Here is a 4,025-nt window from a genome sequence, read left to right as displayed (position 1 = left end):
TTCCGATGAACTCGAGCACCTCACCGCCATCGGTCAGCGACTTGTTGTCGAGCCGGGCAACAATGCTCGTTTTATTATTTTTGAACAGCCAGCGGCCAAAGCTGCGAAGCGGACGTACATAGTCCCTGGCGGTGCGTTCTTTGTTTTCGGCTCTGGCGAGGGCCTTCTCTAGCCGCGAAATAAGCTCAGAGTCCTCTGAATAAAGAGGCTGCTTGTATTTCCCTTTCACAATCCTAGTCGACTGCGCCGACTGAACCGCCGAGGACGACGGGTCGCGTCCGTCTATCGGCTTCAAATGCACATCCTGATCGTGGCCTTTTGCAGAAGCCCCCTTTGGCCAGCTGCGAGTGTCCAGGGAGGCGCTGTGCTGACCAGCGGCCTCGCCGACCCGCTTCGGCTCCATCGGCGGCGCGACTTCGGGATCAGAAACTAGGGGAATATGCCGCTCGCGCTCCATCGCTTTAGCGCCGGCCTGAGATTTTCGAAGATTGGCCAGTGCCGCGCTGATCGTCGCGCTGCCACCGGCGTCGTGCTTGAAGCTCTCGACATCTCCATCCAACGCCCTTGCCGGAAGCCGACCAGCAATACCCTTCTTGTTGTTTTCACGCAGGTAGTCACTGAAGCCGCGAAGAAAAGATGCGTATGCATTCCTACTCCCGGTATTTGTCGTTGCTTCGTTTCTGTATTCTTCGATGAGAGCCCCGTCCTCAGGGTAAGGATTCAGCTCAGCGCGACCTGCGATCGGCACGACGCTCCCCGTCGACTGCGAGGTCCGGAGATGACCTATTGCCATAAACAGCCTCGCGGGATCACCCGCTCCGCTGAACTCGCGCGCATCATCGATCAGCGACTCGTTGTTGAGCCGGTCTTTGATGGGATCTTTGTTATTTGCGAAGAGCCAGTGGCCAAAGCTGAGAAGAGTACTTACATTATTCTTGGCGGTGCGCTTGGCGGCCTCGCCCCTGATGAGGGCCTCCTCAAGCCCCAAAATTAGCTTGGCATCCTGGGGATGAAGAGGGTGCCTGCTGAGCCATCCCAAAAACTCACTAGATTGAGCCGGCCGCGGCGCCAAGGACGACGGGCCCGGTTCGTCCATCAGCCCGAAACGCACATTTGGATCGTCGGCGTTCGAAGGAAGCTCCTTCGGCCAACTGCCAGCCTGCAACGCGCTGTGCTGCGTAGCGGCTTCGCCGACCCTCATAGGCTCCATCGGTGCCGCGTCTTCGGGATCAGGAGCGGGGGGAATGTGGCTCTCGCGCTCCATCGCTTTAGCGCCGGCCTGCGACTTTCGGAGCTGAGCCAGTGCGGGACTGATCTTCCGATCACCATCGGCGTCCTCCCTGTAACTCTTGACATCTTCGTCCAACGCCTTGCCGGAAAGCCGACCAGCAATACCCCGCTTGTTGTTTTGACGCAGGTAGTCACTGAATCTCCTAAGAGCAGTTGCATAGGCACTGGTTGTTACTGTTAATGCTTCGGCTTTATACTCCTCGATGAGAGCCCTGTCCTGGGGATAAGGATTCAGCTAAGCGCGGCCTGCGATCGGCACGACGCCCCCCGTCGACAGCGAGGTCCGGAGATGACCTATTGCAGCAAACAGCCTGGCGTCATCACCCTCTCCAATGAACTCGCGCGCATCATCGCTCAGCGACCGCTGGTCGAGCCGACTCGTAATGGGATCTTTGTTGCTTTTGAAGAGCCAATGGCCGAAGCTGAGAAGAGTATTTACGTTATTCCTGGCCGTGCCCTGGGAGGCCTTGCCCCTGATGAGGGCCTCCCCGAGCCCCAAAATTGGCTTAGCATCCTCGGGATGAAGAGGGTGCTTGCTGAGCCTTCTCAAAAACTTAAGTGAAGTAGCGGCCTCGACGACCCGCATCTGCTCCATCGGTGCCGCGTCTCCGGGATCACGAACCGGGCCAATATGGCGCTCGCGCTCCATCGCTTTAGCGCCGGCCTGAGATTTTCGAAGATGAGCCAGTGCGGCGCTGATCGTCGCGTTACCACCGGCGTCGCGCTTGAAGCTCTCGACATCTCCATCCAACGCCTTCCCGGAAAGTCGACCAGCAATACTCTTCTTGCTGTTTTGACGCAGGTAGTCACTGAAGCTGCGAAGAAAAGATGCATGTGCATTCCTACTGCCGGTATTTGGCGCTGCCTCGTTTCTGTATTCTTCGATGAGATATCCGTCTTCAGGGTAAGGGTTCAGCTTAGCGCGGCTCACGATCGGCACGACGCTCCCCGTCGACTGTGAGCTCCGGCGATGACCTAATACCGTAGACAGCCTCGCTGGATCACCCGCTCCTCCGAACTCGCGCGCATCACCGGTCAGCGACTCGTGATTGAGCCGATCCCTAATGGGATCTTTGTTGTTTGCGAAGAGCCAGTGGGCAAAGCTGAGAAGCGAGCGTACATAGCCCTTTGCGGTGCGCTCTGAGGCATTGATAAGGGCCTTCTCAAGCACCAAAACAAGCTCAGCATCCACCGGGTGAAGAAGCAGTTTCCTACGAAACTCAGTTGACCGGACCGGCTGCGGCAGCACGATTCCGCCGATTGACTGCGAGGTCCGGAGATGACCTATTGCCGTAAACAGCCCCGCGGGATCACCCGCTCCGCTGAACTCGCGCGCATCATCGATCAGCGACTCGTCGTTGAGCCGGTCTTTGATGGGATCTTTCTTGTTTGCGAAGAGCCAGTGGCCAAAGCTGAAAAGAGTACTTGCATTATTCCTGGCGGTGTGCTCGGCCGCCTTGGCGTTGATGAGGGCTTCCTCAAGCCCTAGAATAAGGGGAGCATCCTCGGGATGAAGAGGGCGCTTGCTGAGCCTTTTCGAAAGCTGACTTGACTGAGCCGGCTGCGGCGCCGCGGCGGGCGGCATTGATCCACCACCTCCACCTGAACCGGCGATGTCGCTCAGTTGCCGCGCAAAGGCCGCCGCACCTGCGGACGGACCCGCGGGTGAGTTCTCTTGCCGGCCCGCGCTGTCCGATTGTCCACGCACCCGCTTGGTCGAGGGGAATTCCATCGGTCTCACTTTCAGCAATCTAAGCCCGTTTGAAGCTGAGCTTTGATCTGACATGGGAAGCTGTCTAGAACGTGACGGCGACAGCATGCCGCGCCAAGACGTAGGCGAGTTGAACCGACGGTGTCCGGACACGCGCCAGAGTCCCGTCGTGAGCCGGCTACGGCCCATGCGGCGAAATTCACATGCGATCCAGAGAAGCTCCGCGAGCCGGTTACGGGTTGCGCCCGACCGTTGATTGCTGGCGGGTTCTTGCTCGTTGAGTTCAAGCGCCCCGGTCGGACGAGCTGCGGAGCAGACGAGTACCCGCAGCAGGATCCGGTGTCCGGCCAAATCGACTGCCTCAGCGGACGGTTTTGCCAGTCCAGATCAAAGCCTTGTCAGCCGGTTTTGCAGCGCCTGGCGATCGGCCACGAGGTTGTCGAGGTGCAGCGGCTCATGGTCTGGCCGCTTTCTCGCGAGCAGTCGTTGGACCAGCGCCCGCGTGCCGTCCACCACAAACACACCGCAGTCATGATCGTTCGACTGCCGGGGCATGCGGGCCGGCGCCAGGGTGGCACCCAGCCGCTCTGCCAGCTGTCGTGCAGGCGCCTCGTTATAGCCCGCTTGCTGGAGGGAGTCGTAGTGGTAGGCGACCCGGCTTTGCGGGTTGCGGCCATCAACGAACAGCAGCGACCAATGCGTGCCGGCGCGAGTAGCAAGTGCCATTGTTCACCGGCAGGAACAGGAAGTCGGCCGGGGCCTGGCTTTGACCATAGATGGACTGCAACGTGGCTCGCGCGTCCTGCAGCCCCAAGTGGCGCAGCAGATGGGAGACCGACGGACTCACCAGCCGTGTTCGGGCGGCGAGCGTCGGATCGATCCGCTGCAGGTGCTCCTCCAGCAAATCGTAATCCGTCTGGATATGGGCGTCGCTCAGCCACTCGGTGGCGCCGAGCACAGACCCCGCGCCGATCGTGCACTGCGGCCGAAGCCGTGGGCCGTGGTTCCGACCGCCGATGCGTCG

At 60.0% G+C, this 4,025-nt stretch carries 2 protein-coding genes and 2 pseudogenes; all 4 read right to left on the bottom strand.

Going from position 1 to position 4,025, the window contains the following annotated elements; all coding sequences use genetic code 11:
• Positions 1–1,366, bottom strand: a pseudogene (locus ILFOPFJJ_RS34365) (Ulp1 family isopeptidase); the annotation flags it as partial.
• 159 nt (positions 1,367–1,525) lie between these two features.
• Positions 1,526–3,022: a hypothetical protein gene (locus ILFOPFJJ_RS34360; protein WP_173514837.1), complete on the bottom strand. Its 1,497-nt coding sequence runs from the start codon at positions 3,020–3,022 to the stop codon at positions 1,526–1,528.
• Between the two features lie 366 nt (positions 3,023–3,388).
• Positions 3,389–3,727 (bottom strand): Ulp1 family isopeptidase, encoded by a 339-nt coding sequence (locus ILFOPFJJ_RS35900; RefSeq protein WP_246300031.1) that lies wholly within the window; start codon positions 3,725–3,727, stop codon positions 3,389–3,391.
• A pseudogene (locus ILFOPFJJ_RS35895) lies at positions 3,678–4,025 on the bottom strand (hypothetical protein); the annotation flags it as partial. The pseudogene ILFOPFJJ_RS35895 and the gene ILFOPFJJ_RS35900, both read right to left, overlap by 50 nt.

Origin of the sequence: Sinorhizobium psoraleae, assembly GCF_013283645.1 — a bacterium.
Classification (GTDB): Bacteria; Pseudomonadota; Alphaproteobacteria; order Rhizobiales; family Rhizobiaceae; genus Sinorhizobium; species Sinorhizobium psoraleae.
Note: the sequence above shows the minus strand (reverse complement) of the source record. Positions and strands in the feature narration are given on the sequence as shown.

Bases quoted from the DNA above. Each gene is read 5' to 3' on its own strand.
- ILFOPFJJ_RS34360 (WP_173514837.1), bottom strand. From the start codon at position 3,022: ATGGAATTCCCCTCGACCAAGCGGGTGCGTGGACAATCGGACAGCGCG.
- ILFOPFJJ_RS35900 (WP_246300031.1), bottom strand. From the start codon at position 3,727: ATGGCACTTGCTACTCGCGCCGGCACGCATTGGTCGCTGCTGTTCGTT.